Source organism: Streptomyces sp. NPDC041814, from assembly GCF_055590565.1.
Genome location: NZ_JBVJAM010000016.1, coordinates 75,796 through 92,098, shown reverse-complemented (window position 1 = coordinate 92,098; position 16,303 = coordinate 75,796). Strand labels below are relative to the sequence as shown.

The following is a 16,303-nucleotide window of genomic DNA, read 5'->3' as shown; positions in this document are numbered from 1 at the left end:
CCGGGTCAGTAGCTCGTCGCGACGCTCACCTGCCCGAAGTCCTGCACGCCGTACAGGCTGATGTAGTGCGCCCCGGCGGCCGGGCGGTCGACGGTGAGGGTGTGCGCGTTGCCGCTGCCGGTGGCCCTGGCGGTGTACGAGCCGGTGGTCGCCCAGCCGGTGGAGCTGTAGTAGAGGTCGGCGTCGCCCGTGCCGCCGCTGGTGGTGATGGTCAGCCGGTCGGTGCCCGCCGGTATGTAGAGGTACAGGTAGGCGTAGTTGCCCCGGGTGGCGTGCTGGCCGTCCCGGGCGCAGTCCTGGCCGAGTTCGCGGGCGTCGCTTCCGGTGCACTGGGCGGTGGGCTCGGTCGGCGGGTTGGTGGCCGTGCCGCAGTCGCCGGCCGCGCAGGCCGTCAGCCAGGTCGCCCAGTCGGCGTCGTAGCGGCTGCCGATGGTGGAGGTGAGCAGGGTGCGGGCACCGTTCCAGTCACCGGCGCGGTACAGACCGAGGAGCTTGTCCACGTCGGCGCGGTGCGACTGGAGCATGTAGCGGACGGCCAGGTAGCCCCAGTTGTAGACACGGGTCTGGTCGGCGTTCTCGTAGGTGGTGTCGAAGAGGGTGCGCAGGGTGTAGGTGCGCGCGCCCGCCTGGGCGAGGGCGTCGTCGTAGGTGACCTCGCGGTACGAGTAGGAGACGTACTCCGCGAAGCCCTCGATCCACCACACGGTCGGGGTGGTGACACCCGCCTCGAAGTCGCCCGCCATGTCGAACCGGCCGTCGAGGTAGTGGGTGTACTCGTGGTTGAGGTTCCAGATCTGGAAGTCGGGCCGGACCCACTCGGCCTCGTAGGCGATGAACCTCGGCTGGTTGCCGGCCGCCGCCGGGTCGCCCTCCAGGTACATCCCGCCGTTGTCGGTGTCGATGCCGTAGATGGCCCCGGCGTAGGTCTGGTAGTCGGTGCTGGAGTCGAAGACGACGACTTCGATGGTGGTGTTGCGGTCCCCGGCGACGGGCCCGCTGTCCCTGGCCACCTGGTGGAAGTAGGCGTCCTGGCCGCGCAGGCTGCTGCACGCCTTGGTCAGGTCGTCCGAGGACATCTGCTGGGCGAGGATGCGGATGCTGTCGCTGCAGGTGTACGAGGTGGGCAGGACGGCGCTCTTGAGGCGTGCGGCCAGGTCGCAGGTGCCGTACGCGGAGCAGTTCGCGCCGTCGTAGTAGTCGGCCATCTCGGCCAGGCCGACCCAGAGCGGCGCGGTCCGCCCGGTGAGCGAGGAGCGGCCGAGGAGGTCGATGACCAGCGGCTTCGCCCGGGGCCGCAGGGTGTCCTCCTGGAGGAAGCGGGCCAGCTCCCGGCCCGCGTTGGAAGTCAGGTAGGACTGGTCGCTGCCCAGCAGGTCCAGGTGGTCGCGGGCGAATCCGGCGAGCGCGTCGAGCAGGCTCGGGTCGGCCTCGACGGCGCTGACGAACGCGGGCAGCTGGTGGCCCCGGAAGGTCACGGTGTAGACGTTGTTGACCGCGTTGAGCATGTACCAGGAGCTGTTGTACGAGGAGTCGTAGCCGGCCAGCAGCCGCTTCACGACGTTCAGGTAGCGGGCGTTCTGCTCGGCGCTGTCGATGAGGATGACGGCCTCGGCCAGGGTCTCGCCGTTGGCGTCGGTGACGTCGCGGGAGTGCGCCGAGGCGAAGAAGGCGTCAAGGCCGCCCTGGATCGCGGTGCGCAGGGCGGTGCCGTACGGGCCGACGGTGCCGGGGTCGTAGTACTGCACGTAGTACCCCGCCCGCAGGTAGAGCACCAGTTGGGGCATGCCCGTGCTGCTGTCGCCCGGGTAGGCCGCCGATCCGTCGCGCAGGGCGTTGGCCACACTGACCATCTGGGCCTCGCGGAAGGCGAGGTAGCCGTCGTTGCCCTTGACGGAGAAGAGCGTGTTGACGCAGTCGGTGGTGGACGCCTTGATCTGCTGGACGAGGGCGCTGCCCGTGCGGCTGGTGAAGTCGGCGACGGAGCAGGCGGCCGCCCGCGCGAGGCGCCCTGGCTTCATGGAGGGGGCCGGGTGGCGCGGTTCGGTGGCGCGCGGGTCGTCGTAGTCGCGGCGCAGCGCGTCCTTGGAGGCGCTGAGCGGGGCCCGGTCGGCGGGGTCGGCGGCCGTCTCGCCCACGTGGGCCGGGTCCTGGGCGGGCGCGGTGGCCGCCTGCCCGGTGGGGCCGCCCGGCTCGGACGCGACCTGCCCGGGGGTCCGGTGTGCCGCGGCGGCGCTCGCGGCGGCCGGGGCGGTGGGCCGGGGCTCGGCGGCCGGGGCGGGTGCGGCAAGCATGCCGATGCCCAGGCAGGCCGCCAGGGCCGCGGTGGTGAGTCCGGTGGCTCTCTGTCGGACCGTTCGTTTCTTCACGTGCCGCCTCCCAGCGGTGTGATGGCCGCGCGCCGTTGCGCGGCCGTGGGGGATGGCGCGCGGGTGAGGCCGGACGGGGACGGCGGGCGACCGGAACGGTCAGCAAAATGACATGGACACGACCTCAAGCGCGACCGTCAGTACAATGGCACATGTCACATGTCTTTAGGAAGCGGCTGTGACGACATTCCTGGACGCGTCAACACGCTTGCGTATGAGGGGTCTTGAGGCGTTACGCCTGGCTCGCCGGTTCGCCCCGGCGGTCGTCCGCCCACAGCGAGCGGACGTGCGACATGTGGCCGAGCATGCAGGACTCCGCGCCCTCCGCGTCCCCGGCGACCACCAGGTCGAGCAGCTCGATGTGCTCCTCGGCCGACGCGGCCAGCTGCCCGGACTCGGAGAGCCGGTTCAGCCCGAACAGCCTAGAGCGCCCCCGGAGTTCACCGACCTCCTCGACCAGCCGGCGGTTGCCGGCCAGCCCCAGCAGGGCGAGGTGGAAGCGTCGGTCCGCCTCCAGGTAGCCCAGGATGTCGTGCCGGCGGGCGGCCTCGACGATCTCCTCGGCGACGGGCCGCAGCGCCTCCAGCTCGTGCGTCAGGCCCATGCGCGCGATCCGGCCGACCGTGGGGACCTCGATCATCGCGCGCAGCTCGGTGTAGTCGTCCAGGTCCTGGTCGGTCAGTTCGGTGATCCGGAAGCCCTTGTTGCGGACGGCCTCGACCTGGCCCTCCCGGACCAGGTCGAGCATCGCCTCACGTACGGGGGTGGCGGAGACACCGAACTGGGCGGCCAGCGCGGGCGCCGAGTAGACCGTGCCGGGCCGCAGCTCCCCGGAGACGAGGGCCGCCCGCAGCGCATGCGCCACCCGGTCGCGCAGGTGCTCCTGCGCCGAGATGGCGTTGAGCGACGTCAGGCGGGCCATGTCTGTTCCTCCAGCACCGTGCGGAGGGCCAGAATACAATGTGACGTTGGACCTGGATCCCGTGCGGGCTCACAGCAGGAAGCCCTCCGGGAAGGGGTCGTCCGGGTCCAGGAAGTACTGCGCGGTCCCGGTGATCCAGGCCCGTCCCGTGACCGTCGGGACGACCGCGGGCAGCGCGCCCACCGTGGTCTCGGCGACCAGCCGCCCGGTGAACCGGGTGCCGATGAAGGACTCGTTGACGAAGTCCCGGTCCAGTGGGAGTTCGCCCCGGGCGTGCAGCTGGGCCATCCGCGCGGAGGTGCCCGTGCCGCAGGGCGAGCGGTCGAACCAGCCGGGGTGGATGGCCATCGCGTGGCGCGAGTGCGTGGCGTCGGAGCCGGGCGCGATCAGCTGGACGTGTTTGAGCCCGTGGATGGCCGGGTCCACCGGGTGGACCGGCCGGTCGGTCGCGTTGACCGCCTCCATCAACGTCAGCCCGGCCGCGAGCAGTTCGTCCTTCCGCGCCCGGTCGAACGGCAGGCCCAGGTCCGCCAGGCGCACCATCGCGTAGAAGTTGCCCCCGTAGGCGAGGTCGTACGGCACCTCACCGAAGCCGGGCACCTCCGCGCTGAGGCCGAGCCCCGCGCTGAAGGCCGGCACGTTGGTGAGGGTGACGGAGGTGGCGGCCCCGCCCTCGACCCGTACGTCCACGGAGACGAGCCCGGCGGGGGTGTCCAGCCGTACGGTGGTGACCGGTTCGGTGACCGGGACCATGCCGGTCTCCACCAGCACGGTCGCCACCCCGATCGTGCCGTGTCCGCACATCGGCAGGCAGCCGGACACCTCCATGAAGAGCACCCCGAAGTCGGCGTCGGGACGGGTCGGCGGCTGGAGGACGGCCCCGCTCATCGCGGAGTGGCCGCGCGGCTCGTACATCAGCAGGGTCCGCACCGCGTCCCGGTGCGCCATGAAGTACGCCCGGCGCTCGGCCATGGTGGTGCCGGGGAGCGTGCCGATCCCGCCGGTGACCACGCGGGTGGGCATGCCCTCGGTGTGCGAGTCGACGGCGTGGAAGACGTGGCGGCTGCGCATCGTCCCTCCCCCTCTCAGTCCAGGCCCTCGGCGAGGGCCTTCTCCGTGGCGGCGCGTACGGCGGCCAGGGCGTCGGCGTCGAGCGGCAGGCGGGGCGGCCGGGTGGGCCCGCCGTGCCGGCCGACGATGTCCATGGACGCCTTGATGGCCTGGACGAACTCCGGCTTGGAGTCCCAGCGCAGCAGCGGGTGCAGCCTCCGGTAGAGCGGCAGGGCGCGCTCCAGGTCCCCGGAGACGGCCGCCCGGTACAGCGCGACACAACCGCGCGGAAGCATGTTGGGGCAGCCGGCGATCCAGCCGACCGCCCCGGCCAGGGCGAGTTCGAGCAGCACGTCGTCGGCGCCGACGAGCAGGTCGAGGCCGGGCGCCGTCTCCGCGATCTCGTACGCCCTGCGGACATCGCCGCTGAACTCCTTGACCGCGACGACCGACCCCTCCGCGTGGAGCTGCCCGAGCAGCCGGGGCGTCAGATCCACCTTGGTGTCGTACGGGTTGTTGTACGCGACGACGGGCAGCCCCGCCGCCGCCACCTCGGCGTAGTGCGCGCGGACGGCCGCGTCCTCGCACGGGTAGCCGTTGGGCGGCAGCAGCAGCACGGAACCGGCCCCGGCCCCGGCGGCCTCCTCGGCCCGGCGCCGCGACTGCGCGCTGTCGTACGAGGACACCCCGGGCATCACCCGCCCTCCGTCCCCGGCGGCCTCGACCGCGACCCGCACCACGTCCCGGCGCTCCCGGTCGCTGAGGGTCTGGTACTCCCCCAGCGACCCGTTGGGCACCACGCCGTCGCAGCCCGCGTCGAGGAGGTCGCGGACGTGTGCGGCGTAGGCGTCGAAGTCGACCGACCCGTCCTCGCGCAGGGTGAGCGGGGTGGCGACCATGACGCCTCGCCAGGGGGCGCGGGTACGGGTGTGCTCGGCGGTCATACGGGCTCCTCGGATGTGGGTGCGGATACAGGTGCTCAGGCCTCGTCCGGCCGGGCGGCGCGGGCGAGCGTGGAGAGCGGCACCGGGCAGGCGAGCGGGCGCCGGTCAGGGGTGGCGTCGGCCCCGGACGGGCCGGCCAGGGCGCGGACGGCGAAGCCGCACGTGCGGCCCTGGCACCAGCCCATGCCCGCCCGGGTGAGCAGCTTGGCGGTGCGGGTGTCGGCAGCGCCCAGTTCGGCGACGGCGGTCCGGACCGTGCCGGCCGTGACCTCCTCGCATCGGCAGACCTCGGTGTCCGGGTCGAGCCACGCGGTCCATCCCGGTCCCGGCCGGTGCACGGCCCCCATCAGCCCGGCGAACCCGCGCATCCGGCGACGGCCGCGGATCAGCGCTTCCGCGCGGGCCGGGGCGGGGCCGCCCCGCGCGTCGGCGACCACCGAGAACGCGGCCAGCTCGCCCTCGGCCAGGGCCAGTCGGACGCCGCCGATGCCCGCGGTCTCTCCGGCGGCCCAGACTCCGGGCACGGTGGTACGCAGCCGCGCGTCGACTTCCAGGACCGCCGTGCCGTCCGTCCCGGTGCGGGTGGCGCAGCCGAGGCCGAGGGCGAGGTCGATCTGCGGGACGAGGCCGTGGCCGACGGCGAGCGCGTCGCAGTCGATGCGCCGTCCGGTGCCCGGCACGGGGCGCCAGGCGCGGTCGAGCCGGCTGACCGTGACCCCTTCCACGCGTTCGGTGCCGTGGACGGCGGTGACGGCCCGGTGCGTGAGCATCCGCACGCCGTACCGGGCGAGGCCCGTCCGGTGCCGGGCGCCCTCCACGAGCCGGCCGGGGTTCGCGGCCAGGGTCAGGGGCGCCCGGGCGTACGCCCCGTAGCCGGCGGCCTCCACCAGTGCGGGCACCCGGGCCCCGGCCCCGGCCAGGGAGAGGGCGACGGCCTGGAGCAGCGGCCCGCTCCCGGCGACGACGACGCGCCGGCCGGGCAGCACGAGCTCCGACTTGAACATGGCCTGCGCCCCGGCCGCGCCGACGACGCCGGGCAGGGTCCAACCGGGGAAGGGGAGTTGACGCTCGACGGCTCCGGTCGCGATCACGAGGCGGCGGGCACGCGAGGTGGCCCCGTCACCGCCGTCCGGGCCGGTGACCGCGTGCAGGGTCCAGTCCTCGCCGGTCCGCGTCACCGCCCAGACCTGGTGGCCGGTGAGGTGGCGCACCCGCCCGGTGTCGCGGTGCCGGCCGAGGCGGGCGGTGAGCGCGGTGAACGTGCCCCGGCCGTGGAGCGGGGCTCCGGGGCGGGCGGCGCCGAGTCCGGGGGCGGGTGCGCGGTAGTACTGGCCGCCTGGAGCGTCGGCCGCGTCGATCAGGAGCACGTCGAGGCCGGCGTCGGCGACGGTGACGGCGGCGGCGAGCCCGGCCGGTCCCGCGCCCACCACGGCGACCTCGGCGCGGTCAGGCCCGGGGTGCGGCATGTCCGTCGCCTTCCTGGGTGGTGACGGCGTCGCCGGGGCGGGCGGGCAGCAGGCAGGCCCGCAGGTTGGGCCGTCCGTTGACGGTGGCCAGGCACTCGAAGCAGGAGCCGATCCCGCAGAAGGCGCCCCTGGGCCGCCCGTTGACCCGGGTGGTGCGCCAGCTGAGGACGGAGGCGGCCCACAGCGCGGCCGCGATGCTCTGCCCGGGCAGGGCGGACACCGGGCGCCCGTCGAAGGTGATCTCGAAGGCGGGCCCGGCACCGGCCGGCCCGGCCGGGGTGCGGGCGGGGTCGCGTCGGCGTGCTCGTCTCACCGGGGCTCCTGTCTGTGGGTCGGGCGGTACGGGGAGGGACGGACGGCTCACGGGGACGAGGACGCGGCTCGCCCGCCCCCGGTGTCCGCCCCGAAGCGGTCCGGCCGGAACGGCTCCGCGTCCAGGGGCGGTCGTTCGCCCCGGATCGCCGCCGTGATCAGGACGGCCGTCGCCGGGGCGAGTCCGATGCCCGCGCCCTCGTGGCCGCAGGCGTGGAAGAGGCCGGGGACCCTGCGGTCGGGCCCGATCGCGGGGAGATGGTCGGGCAGGTACGGGCGGAAGCCGTGGTACGCGCGGAGCACCCGGGCGGCGCCGAGGACCGGGAACAGCGCGGCGGCCGCGTCGGCCAGCCTGCTGAGCACCGGCACGGACAGGGTGCGGTCGAAGCCGACCCGTTCGCGGCTGGCGCCGATGAGGACGGGCCCGGACGGGGTGCCCTCCACGACCGGTGACGTCTGGAGGGCGGCCGACGCGCTGGACACGTCGGCCACGTATTCGGCGGCGTACACCTTGTGCCGGATCAGCGGCGGCAGCGGCTCGGTCACCAGGACGAACCCGCGCCGGGGCAGGACGGGCAGCTCCACCCCGGCCAGCGCGGCGAACTCCCCGCCCCGTGCGCCCGTCGCGTTGACCACGGCCGGGGCGAGCAGGTCCCCGGCTCCGGTGCGGACGCCGCGCACCGCGCCCGTGGGGCCGGTGAGCACGGCGGTGACCGGGCGGCCGGTGTGCAGGGCCGCCCCGGCGTCGCGGGCGGCGCGGATCAGGTGGGCGGCGGCCAGGGCGGGCTGGACCTGGGCGTCCTCCGGGTAGAGGACGCCGCCCGCGAGGCCGGGGGCCAGGTGCGGCTCCAGCCCGGGCAGTTCGTGCGGGGCGACGGCGGTGGTGCGTACCCCGGCCCGGGCCTGCCCGGCGGCGGTCGCGGTCAGGGTCGCGAGGGACCGCTCGTCCGCCGCGACGACCAGGCCGCCCTTCTGCTCGTACTCGACCGCCCCGGGCAGCACCTCGGACAGCTCGTGCCAGAGGGCGGCGGAGAGCCGGGCGAGGTCGAGTTCGGGCCCGGGCGGCTTGTCGGAGACGAGGAGGTTCCCCTCCCCCGCCCCCGTGGTGCCGCCGGCGACCGGTCCGCCGTCCACCACCGCGACCGAGAGGCCGGACCGGGTGGCGTAGTACGCGCAGGCGGCGCCGACGACACCGGCTCCGACGACGACAACATCCAGAGGCTGTCTCGTGAACACGCCAGTAATATGTCACATGGCTCTGAGGGTGCCAAGAGGATGTGCGACGACCGCTCATGACATGCCGTCAGCTGCCTCGGGGGCTAAGGACGCGGCACGTTGCGGAGGTTGGAGCGCGCCATCTGGAGCATCCGGCCCACCCCGCCATCGAGAACGATCTTGCTGGCGGACAGCGCGAAGCCGGTCACCATGTCCGCGCTGATCTTGGGCGGGATGGAGAGCGCGTTGGGGTCGGTGACGACGTCGACCAGCGCCGGGCCCTTGTGCTTGAAGGCGTCCTTGAGCGCGCCGGTCAGCTCCTTGGGCTTCTCGACCCGGACGCCGTACGCTCCCGCCGCGCGCGCCACGGCCGCGAAGTCCGGGTTCTTGTTGGTCGTCCCGAACGAGGGCAGACCGCCGACCAGCATCTCCAGCTCCACCATGCCCAGCGAGGAGTTGTTGAAGAGGACCACCTTGACCGGCAGGTTGTACTGGACGAGCGTCAGGAAGTCGCCCATCAGCATGGTGAATCCGCCGTCGCCCGACATCGAGACGACCTGCCGGTTCCGGTCGGTGAACTGGGCGCCGATGGCCTGCGGCAACGCGTTGGCCATCGAGCCGTGGCTGAACGAACCGATCACCCGGCGCTTGCCGTTGGGCGTCAGATAGCGGGCCGCCCAGACGTTGCACATGCCGGTGTCGACGGTGAACACGGCGTCGTCGTCCGCGAGTTCGTCCAGCACCGAGGCCACGTACTCGGGGTGGATCGGGACGTGCTTCTCGACCTTGCGGGTGTACGCCTTGACCACGCCCTCCAGCGCGTCCGCATGCTTCTTGAGCATCCGGTCGAGGAACTTGCGGTCGCTCTTCGCCTTCACCCGGGGGGTCAGGCAGCGCAGCGTCTCCCGGACGTCGCCCCAGACGGCCAGGTCCAGCTTGGTGCGCCGGCCGAGGTGTTCCGGCCGCACATCGACCTGCACGATCTTGACGTCGTCGGGCAGGAAGGCGTTGTACGGGAAGTCCGTGCCGAGCAGGATCAGCAGATCGCACTCGTGGGTGGCCTCGTAGGCGGCGCCGTAGCCGAGCAGCCCGCTCATGCCGACGTCGTACGGGTTGTCGTACTGGATCCACTCCTTGCCGCGCAGGGCGTGCCCGACGGGGGACTTGATCCGCTCGGCGAACTCCATCACCTCGGCGTGCGCGCCCGCCGTGCCGCTGCCGCAGAACAGCGTCACCCGTTTGGCCTCGTCCACCATCCGGCACAGCTTCTCGATCTCGGCGTCGCCCGGCCGCACGGTGGGACGCGAGGTGACCAGGGCGTGCTCGGCGGACCGTTCGGGCGCGGGCTGCCCGGCGACGTCGCCGGGCATGGTCACGACGCTGACCCCGCCCTGGCCGACCGCGTGCTGGATGGCGGTCTGGAGCAGCCGGGGCATCTGCTGCGGGTTGGAGATCATCTCGTTGTAGTGGCTGCACTCCTGGAAGAGCAGCTCGGGGTGGGTGGCCTGGAAGTAGTTGAGGCCGATCTCGCTGGACGGGATGTGCGAGGCCAGCGCGAGCACGGGGGCCATCGAGCGGTGGGCGTCGTACAGGCCGTTGATGAGGTGCAGGTTGCCGGGCCCGCAGGACCCGGCGCAGGCCGCGAGGTCGCCGGTGATCTGCGCCTCCGCACCGGCCGCGAACGCCGCCGTCTCCTCGTGCCTGACCTGGATCCACTCGATGTCCGCGTGCCGCCGTACGGCGTCGACCACCGGGTTGAGGCTGTCCCCGACGACCCCGTACAGGCGTTTGACGCCCGCCCGGGCGAGGATGTCGACGAACTGCTCCGACACGTTCTGCTTGGCCATGGGTGACGCACTCCCTCTGCCTGTGCTCCGTGCACGTCCGGCTGTCCGGGACGCGGGGGGTCAAACCCCGGCCCGGACGGGTATCCGGAATCCATCAACCCATGGCGTGCGCGGTTACGCCTCCCAGACGCCGACCGCCGTCCGGTCGTCCGCGTATCCCTTCACCCGGATCTGGGTGTCCGCGAGGAACGCCCCGAGACCCGGTGCCTCCAGCGGCGACCAGCGTGTGGCGAGCTCGGCGGCCAGCTCCGGTTCGCCGCGCAGCGGGTCGGCGAGGCCCGCCCCGCACAGCAGCAGGGTGTCCCCCGGCCGGGCGACGGAGGCACGGAAGCGGAACGGTTCGGCAGGGGGCGGAAGGGGGTCCTCGACATACGGGGCGGGGCCGGTGGCGATGTTCAGGTCCATGGTCAGCCGGTCGCCGTCGGGCGCGCTCTCGGGCGGGCTCTCCGGCGCGGAGGAGCCGAAGCCGACCACCGGCTCCCCGCTCAGCGCGGCGGGTGGTGGGAGCGCCGGTTCCAGGTCGTGCCAGCTGCCGTCGCGCAGCCGGAAGAGGCCGCCCGCGCCGATGCCGAAGAAGACCCGGGTGCGGCAGTCGGGGTCGGCGGACAGCAGCAGGCAGCGCAGGCTCGCGGTGTACGCGTCCGGCTCGACGCCCAGTTCGGCGGCGCGGGCGCGCAGCTTGCCGAAGGCGCGGTCGGTGAGGCGGTGGAGCCCGGACTTCAGATCGGCGCGGCGGCCCGCCCTTATGTCGTCGGAGAGCCTGGCGTGGCTGCGCCCGACCGCCTCGCCGATCCAGTGGCAGGCGTCCGCCGCCGCCGTGTGCGCCCCCTCCGCGCCCCGCGACGCGCCCGCGACGGCCACCAGCACCAGCGCGTTCTCCCCGGTCCCGAAGCGCGCCGTCAGCAGCGCGTCCCGGCGCGGCTCGCCCCGGAACCGGGCCGAGTCACCGCGTACGGACGCGGCGCGCAGCGTGTACGTCCCGTACGTGGCACCGTCCAGCACCGTGTCCGGGACGACGCGGCCGACTTCGTACGGGTCGGTGGCGGGCAGCGCCGTGGGCTCGGCGTCGTAGGTGGGCGGCCGGGCGCCGACGTGGCCGACCCGGCGCCGGGGCGCGACGACCGGCTCCGGCGGCGCCTCGTCCGGGGCGGGACCGTCCGCCTCGGTCCGCTCGGTGACGGGCCGCCTGGGCAGCGGGGGCGCTTCGCGCCCGGCGGGAACGCGGGGGTCCTCGGAGGCGGGCGGCGGCGGGGGCTCGGGGGGCGGCGGACCCGGAAAGGTGCGGGGGAGCGCGGGCCCGGTCACCGGCTCCCACGGCGCGCGGGGCGGCGCCTGCACGTCCCACGGGGCGTGGACGGGCGGCTCCGGCGGCGCCTCCCCCGGCGGACGCGCGACCACGCCCGGCGAGGTGCCCGGCCCCGTGTCCGCCGACCGGGTGCCCGCCGCCGGGCCGGCCGGCAGCGGCTCCTCCCTGGGCCCGGGTATCCCCCCCGGCGTCCCGTGAGCCGCGCCCTTCCCGGACGCCACCGTGTCCGACGCCGAGTCGAACCGGTCGTCGAGACTGTCGGCGGCCTGGGCCGCCCCCGCGTCCGGGGCGGATTCGTCGTACAGCCTGCGCCACCAGTCGTCCTCGTGGGCCGCGGGCTTCTCCCCCTGCTGACTCATGTCCTTATTGTCGACCGCGAGGGCGGTACGAAAACGGCCATCCGGAAAATCGGTCCGCCGGACGACCCCACCCCCCACGGGAAGGACGCCCGGCAGACCGGTCCGGGAAGCGGGCGCCGGACAGGGCCGCCGGTCCCGCTGTGCCGTCACATTGGCAGAGTGGCGCACCGTACGGCGATGATGTGCCGTGGCGAAATCACGCCGTGGCGACTTTTCGCCACACGTGTGCGCCGAAGGCGTACGCACGGGCTCGGGGAGGGGTCGGGGATGCTGGCAGCCATAGGTCTTGACGAGAGGCAGGAGTCGGCCTACCGCGCCCTGGTGGCGCTCGGGGCCGCCGAGGTGTCCGATCTCTCGCACCGGCTGGCCCTCCCCGAACGGGACACGGAACGCGCGCTGCGGCGGCTGGAGCAGCACGGCCTGGCCGCCCAGTCCTCCGCCCGCACGGGCCGCTGGGTCGCGGCACCGCCCGGGGTCGCCCTGGGGGCCCTGCTCACCCAGCAGCGCCACCAGCTGGAGCAGGCCGAGCTGGCGGCGGCCCTGCTCGCCGAGGAGTACCGCGCCGACGCCGCCGAACCGGCCGTCCACGACCTGGTCGAGGTGGTCACCGGGGCGAGCGCGGTGGCCCACCGCTTCCACCAGCTCCAGCTGGGCGCGACGAGCGAGGTGTGCGCGCTGGTCACCGGGAAGCCGATCGCGGTCAGCGGCCTGGACAACGAGTCGGAGGAGGAGGCGGCCACCCGCGGCGTCTCGTTCCGGGTGGTCGTGGAGCGCGAGGTGCTGGGCCTGGAGTCCGGGATCGTGGAGCTGTCTGCGGCGCTCAGCCGGGACGAGCAGTGCCGGGTGGTCCCCCGGGTCCCGACGAAGCTGGTGATCGCCGACCGGGCCCTGGCCATGGTGCCGCTGACCGGCCGGGGCGCGGAGCCCGCCGCGCTGGTGGTGCACGCGTCGGGGCTGCTGGAGTCGCTGGCCGGGCTCTTCGAGGCGGTGTGGCGGGAGGCCATGCCGCTGCGGCTCGGCGAGAGCGGCGCGGTCCTGGAGGCGCCGGGCGGCCCCGACCCGACGGATCTGGAGATCCTGTCGCTGCTGCTGGCCGGTCTGACCGACGCGAGCGTCGCCAAGCAGCTGGACCTGGGCCTGCGGACGGTGCAGCGCCGGGTCAAGGGCCTGATGGAGCTGACCGGCGTCTCCACCCGGCTCCAGCTGGGCTGGCACGCGTACGAACGGGGCTGGGTGGCCCGCTAGGGCCTGCTGGTCCGGACGGGCGGGACCGGGCGGTCTCCGGCACGCTGGTCAGATGGGTGTGTGGCAGCTTGTCGCCGTCGGACTGGTGATGCTGCTCGGTCTGATCGGTGTGCTGGTGCCGGGCGTGCCGGGGCAGGCGATCGTCTGGGCCGCCGTCCTGTGGTGGGCGTTCACCGACACGACCCCGGCCGCCTGGGCCGTGCTGATCGGCGCGACGGCCCTGCTCCTGCTCAACCAGGCGCTCAAACCGCTGCTGCCGCCGCGCCGGCCCCGTGAGTCGGGGGCCCCGCGCCGGACGCTGATGCTGGGCGGGCTCGGGGCCATCGCCGGCTTCTTCGTGCTGCCCGTCGTCGGGGCGGTCGTCGGATACGTCGGGGTGATCTTCGGGGCGGAACGGCTGCGCCTCGGCAGCCGGGGCGCCGGCTGGGCGTCGGTCCGCTCGGTGATGCGGGCGACCGGCTATGCGGTGCTCGTGGAGCTCTTCGCGTGCCTGCTCGTGACCGGCGCCTGGCTGGGCGCGCTGATCTGGGGCTGACGGCGGTACCCGGCCCGCCGCACCCCGTACGAGCGCCAGGGGCGCCAGCCGCTCGCGCCCGGGGTGCCGTACGGGTCCACATCCGGGTCGCCCAGGCCGCGCATCCGGATCAGCGCGGCGGTGGCGGGGCCGATGCCGGGCAGCCGGCGGAGCTCCTGCTCGGCCTCGTCGCGGTCGGCGCCCGCGTCCAGGCGTACGGTGCCGTCGGCGAGCGCGGTCGCCAGGGCCCGCAGGGCCGGGTCACCGGCCGCCTCGGCGAGTACGGCCGGCTCGGGGAAGACGTGGGTCAGGGCCCCGCACGGCACGTCCAGCGCCTTGCCGTACTCCTCGACCAGCTCACCTGCCGCCGCGTCGCCCACCAGGGCCCGCACGGCGAACTCCTCGGCGTCGGCCGCCCCCGGCGAGCGCACCCCCGGCCGGGCCGCGACGTCCGGGGCAAGCACTGGGTCGGCCGACAGCAGCTCGTCCACGGCGTACGGGTCGGCGTCCAGGTCGAGGAGCCGGCGCAGCCGCTGGACGGCCGTGGTCAGGTCGCGCAGGTCGGTGAGGTGGATGCGGGCGTCCAGCCAGTCCCCGGCGGACCGCTCGTCCACGGAGGTGACGGCGGTGCCGTACGGGAGGCGCAGCGTGCGCCGGTAGGTACGGTGGCCGGGCTCCCCGGTGATCTCCTCGACGCGGGCGACCGGACCGGCGGCGAGCAGGTCGAAGACGTCACCGGCGGCGTACGGCCCCCGGTGGGCGAGCCGGAGCGGGATGCCGGTGGCACCGGCCTCGCGGACCGCGACGCCCAGCCCCGTACCGGCTTCGGCGCGCAGGGCGCTCGGGGTGCGGGCGTAGATCTGCCGGACGGTGTCGTTGAACTGGCGCAGACTGCCGAACCCGGCCGCGAAGGCGATCTCGGTGACGGGCAGGGCCGTGGTCTGGAGCAGGACCCGGGCGGTGTGGGCGCGCTGGGCGCGGGCCAGGGCGACGGGTCCGGCACCCAGTTCCGCGTTGAGCTGACGCTGCACCTGGCGGGAGCTGTAACCGAGCCGGTGGGCGAGCCCGGGGACGCCTTCCCGGTCCACCACACCGTCGCCGATCATCCGCATGGCGCGCCCGACGACATCGGCCCGGACGTTCCATTCGGCGGAGCCGGGGACGGCGTCCGGGCGGCAGCGGCGGCACGCCCGGAAGCCGTTGGTCTGGGCGGCCGCCGCCGTCGGGTAGAAGCGGACGTTCTTCCGCTTGGGCGTGACGGCGGGGCAGCTCGGCCGGCAGTAGATGCCGGTCGTCTCGACGGCGAAGAAGAACTCGCCGTCGAAACGGGCGTCGCGGCTGCTGACCGCCTCGTATCTGGTCCGCTCGTCCATCACACCGTCCAGTGTGCGCCCCTCGGGGCACCGTCACTCGCGGTTTTCGGACGTCGACCGGGGGGGTCGGCTAGCGGATCCGGCCGCGCTTGGCTTCGATCGCCGCACGGCCCTCGGCCCCCTTCCGCTTCCAGTCGCGCCTGATCTCGGCCCGGACGCGGGCGTCGGTCTTGGCGACGATGCGCTGGTTCTCGCGCTGGAGCTTGCGGTAGCTGTCGTAGCGGCGCTCGGGCAGGATGCCGTCCTCGATCGCCTCCCGCACGGCGCAGCCCGGCTCCGCCTCGTGGGCGCAGTCGTGGAACCGGCAGCCCTCGGCCAGCTCCTCGATCTCCGAGAAGACCTGGCCGACGCCGACCCCGGCGTCCCAGAGGCCGACCCCACGCAGTCCGGGGGTGTCGATGAGGACCCCGCCGGTGGGCAGCACGAGGAGGTTGCGGGTGGTGGTGGTGTGCCGGCCCTTGCCGTCCACGTCGCGGGCGGCCTGGACCTCCATCACGTCCTGGCCGAGCAGCGTGTTGGCGAGCGTGGACTTCCCGGCGCCGGACACCCCGAGCAGCACGCTCGTACCGCCGGAGACGATCGCCGAGAACACGTCGATGCCCTCGCCGGTGGCGGAACTGACCGGGAGCACCTGCACACCGGGCGCGATGCGCTCGATGTCCTGGACCAGGTGGGAGAGGGTGGTCGCGTCCGGGACCAGGTCGGCCTTGGTGAGGACGACGACCGGTTCGGCGGTGCGCTCGCCCGCCCCGGCGGCGTCGCCGAGCAGCGCGTCACCGCCGGAGCTGGACATGGCGAGGGCCAGGAACCGCTCGACGCGGCCCAGGTCCAGCTCCACGGCCAGCGAGACGCAGATGACGATGTGGTCGACGTTGGTCGCGAGCACCTGGCCCTCGGAGCGCTTGGACGAGGTGGAGCGCACGAAGGCGGTGCGGCGCGGCAGCAGCGTACGGACGAACCGCGGGTCGCCGTCGGCGTCGACGGCCGCCCAGTCGCCGGTGCAGATGATCCGCATCGGGTCGCGCGGCACGACGAAGGCGGTGTCCGCCCAGATCGTGCCCTCGGGCGTGACGATGTCGCAGCGCCCGCGGTCGACCCGCACCACGCGTCCGGGCACCAGTCCCTGGGCGGCGTACGGGGCGAACTCGGCCGCCCAGTCGTCGTCCCAGCCGTACGCGGCCAGCGGGTGGGAAGCGGTGGAGTGGGAGGAGGAGAAAGCGGAGGAGGACGGGAAAGACAAGGGAAACCCTTCACAGGGTGGCCCGGCGGTGCGCGTGAGAGCGCGAAGAGGTCAGCCGGTGGCCACGGAGGTGACAAAGAGGAACTTCGACTCGTGGGCAGCGCCCATCGCAACGACCGTCGTCAATGTCCTCACCTCCGCATT

At 74.1% G+C, this 16,303-nt stretch carries 13 protein-coding genes; 2 read left to right on the top strand and 11 right to left on the bottom strand.

What is annotated here, in order from left to right:
* Positions 1-5 precede the first annotated feature (5 nt).
* The 9 genes from ACZ6C6_RS31525 to ACZ6C6_RS31485 form a co-directional block, all read right to left on the bottom strand.
* Entirely contained in the window at positions 6-2,366 is a 2,361-nt protein-coding gene (locus ACZ6C6_RS31525) for a M9 family metallopeptidase (RefSeq protein ID WP_469207776.1), read from the bottom strand.
* A gap of 232 nt (positions 2,367-2,598) precedes the next feature.
* Positions 2,599-3,288, bottom strand: a complete 690-nt coding sequence (locus tag ACZ6C6_RS31520) for a GntR family transcriptional regulator (protein ID WP_469207774.1) — start codon at positions 3,286-3,288, stop codon at positions 2,599-2,601.
* A 69-nt stretch (positions 3,289-3,357) separates the two neighbouring features.
* Positions 3,358-4,359 carry a proline racemase family protein gene (locus ACZ6C6_RS31515; RefSeq protein WP_469207772.1) on the bottom strand — a complete coding sequence of 334 codons (1,002 nt, stop codon included), beginning with the start codon at positions 4,357-4,359 and terminating at the stop codon, positions 3,358-3,360.
* Positions 4,360-4,373: 14 nt separating this feature from the next.
* Positions 4,374-5,282 (bottom strand): dihydrodipicolinate synthase family protein, encoded by a 909-nt coding sequence (locus ACZ6C6_RS31510; protein ID WP_469207770.1) that lies wholly within the window; start codon positions 5,280-5,282, stop codon positions 4,374-4,376.
* A gap of 35 nt (positions 5,283-5,317) precedes the next feature.
* On the bottom strand, positions 5,318-6,748 hold the full coding sequence (locus tag ACZ6C6_RS31505; RefSeq protein ID WP_469207768.1) for an FAD-dependent oxidoreductase: 1,431 nt from the start codon (positions 6,746-6,748) through the stop codon (positions 5,318-5,320).
* Positions 6,729-7,061 (bottom strand): (2Fe-2S)-binding protein, encoded by a 333-nt coding sequence (locus tag ACZ6C6_RS31500; RefSeq protein ID WP_469207766.1) that lies wholly within the window; start codon positions 7,059-7,061, stop codon positions 6,729-6,731. Before ACZ6C6_RS31500 ends, ACZ6C6_RS31505 begins: the two co-directional genes overlap by 20 nt.
* 47 nt (positions 7,062-7,108) lie before the next feature.
* Positions 7,109-8,296: an NAD(P)/FAD-dependent oxidoreductase gene (locus ACZ6C6_RS31495; protein WP_469207764.1), complete on the bottom strand. Its 1,188-nt coding sequence runs from the start codon at positions 8,294-8,296 to the stop codon at positions 7,109-7,111.
* Positions 8,297-8,379: 83 nt separating this feature from the next.
* Complete coding sequence (locus ACZ6C6_RS31490) at positions 8,380-10,122, bottom strand: pyruvate dehydrogenase (RefSeq protein WP_469207762.1); 1,743 nt, start codon at positions 10,120-10,122, stop codon at positions 8,380-8,382.
* Positions 10,123-10,236: 114 nt separating this feature from the next.
* Positions 10,237-11,787, bottom strand: coding sequence for a protein phosphatase 2C domain-containing protein (locus ACZ6C6_RS31485; protein ID WP_469207760.1), 1,551 nt, complete (start codon positions 11,785-11,787; stop codon positions 10,237-10,239).
* 267 nt (positions 11,788-12,054) lie between these two features.
* Here ACZ6C6_RS31485 and ACZ6C6_RS31480 point away from each other — a divergent pair, with 267 nt between their 5' ends.
* Positions 12,055-13,032, top strand: a complete 978-nt coding sequence (locus tag ACZ6C6_RS31480) for a helix-turn-helix domain-containing protein (protein ID WP_469207758.1) — start codon at positions 12,055-12,057, stop codon at positions 13,030-13,032.
* Positions 13,033-13,084: 52 nt separating this feature from the next.
* Positions 13,085-13,567, top strand: a complete 483-nt coding sequence (locus ACZ6C6_RS31475) for a DUF456 domain-containing protein (RefSeq protein WP_469207756.1) — start codon at positions 13,085-13,087, stop codon at positions 13,565-13,567.
* Here the strand turns inward: ACZ6C6_RS31475 and ACZ6C6_RS31470 are convergent.
* Together ACZ6C6_RS31470 and rsgA are read right to left on the bottom strand one after the other, a co-directional pair.
* The gene (locus ACZ6C6_RS31470; RefSeq protein WP_469207941.1) at positions 13,492-14,919 is read right to left on the bottom strand and encodes a DNA-3-methyladenine glycosylase 2 family protein; all 1,428 of its coding nucleotides are present in this window, start codon (positions 14,917-14,919) and stop codon (positions 13,492-13,494) included. The two genes, ACZ6C6_RS31475 and ACZ6C6_RS31470, sit on opposite strands and share 76 nt — an antisense overlap.
* A 70-nt stretch (positions 14,920-14,989) precedes the next feature.
* The gene (rsgA, locus tag ACZ6C6_RS31465; protein WP_469207754.1) at positions 14,990-16,159 is read right to left on the bottom strand and encodes a ribosome small subunit-dependent GTPase A; all 1,170 of its coding nucleotides are present in this window, start codon (positions 16,157-16,159) and stop codon (positions 14,990-14,992) included.
* Positions 16,160-16,303 lie beyond the last annotated feature (144 nt).

Excerpts from the sequence above, each read along its gene's own strand:
- ACZ6C6_RS31485 (WP_469207760.1), bottom strand. The coding sequence starts at position 11,787 with ATGAGTCAGCAGGGGGAGAAGCCCGCGGCCCACGAGGACGACTGGTGG.
- ACZ6C6_RS31470 (WP_469207941.1), bottom strand. The coding sequence starts at position 14,919 with ATGGACGAGCGGACCAGATACGAGGCGGTCAGCAGCCGCGACGCCCGT.
- ACZ6C6_RS31475 (WP_469207756.1), top strand. The coding sequence starts at position 13,085 with ATGGGTGTGTGGCAGCTTGTCGCCGTCGGACTGGTGATGCTGCTCGGT.
- ACZ6C6_RS31515 (WP_469207772.1), bottom strand. The coding sequence starts at position 4,359 with ATGCGCAGCCGCCACGTCTTCCACGCCGTCGACTCGCACACCGAGGGC.
- ACZ6C6_RS31505 (WP_469207768.1), bottom strand. The coding sequence starts at position 6,748 with ATGCCGCACCCCGGGCCTGACCGCGCCGAGGTCGCCGTGGTGGGCGCG.
- ACZ6C6_RS31520 (WP_469207774.1), bottom strand. The coding sequence starts at position 3,288 with ATGGCCCGCCTGACGTCGCTCAACGCCATCTCGGCGCAGGAGCACCTG.
- ACZ6C6_RS31480 (WP_469207758.1), top strand. The coding sequence starts at position 12,055 with ATGCTGGCAGCCATAGGTCTTGACGAGAGGCAGGAGTCGGCCTACCGC.
- ACZ6C6_RS31490 (WP_469207762.1), bottom strand. The coding sequence starts at position 10,122 with ATGGCCAAGCAGAACGTGTCGGAGCAGTTCGTCGACATCCTCGCCCGG.
- ACZ6C6_RS31510 (WP_469207770.1), bottom strand. The coding sequence starts at position 5,282 with ATGACCGCCGAGCACACCCGTACCCGCGCCCCCTGGCGAGGCGTCATG.